The 401-nt window shown below is 74.3% G+C and carries 1 protein-coding gene; it reads right to left on the reverse strand.

Translation table 11 applies throughout. The features are described from left to right. Positions 1-182: 182 nt before the first annotated feature. A partial coding sequence (locus RB628_RS42940) for a MarR family transcriptional regulator (RefSeq protein WP_318325790.1) occupies positions 183-401 on the reverse strand: 219 nt, incomplete at its 5' end.

Raw genomic sequence — 401 nt, forward strand, 5'->3', positions numbered from 1 at the left:
CCAGCCGTGAACGGCTGCGTGGAGGATCGCCTCCTCCACCGAGGCTTCGCCGCTGCGGACCGATGCGATGGCGTTGCCGACGACCACCCGGAGCACGGCGTTGTCGGGGGAAGGGAACGGCGGGGACGGCATCGGCGAGTCGGTCGTCATGGCCGCAGCCTACGGGCGGGCCCGACCGCCGGTCAGCCGGATGCGGCGCTGTCGTGCCGAGCGGTGCCGTGCAGGTCGCTACGGAACCCCCGGCCGACGGGGTTCCAGCCCTGGAAGGTGGCCGGCCTCCATCGCGGCCGGTCCGGCACGCTGGTGTCGTCGGGCTCGGGCAGGCTGCCCCGGCTCTTGCGGCTGTGGGCTGCTCGGACGCTGATGCCCAGGTGGGCGGCGACCTCCGGGTACCCCCAGAG

The sequence above is a fragment of the Streptomyces sp. ADMS genome (genome assembly GCF_033441795.1).
In the GTDB taxonomy this organism is placed as follows: Bacteria; Actinomycetota; Actinomycetes; order Streptomycetales; family Streptomycetaceae; genus Streptomyces.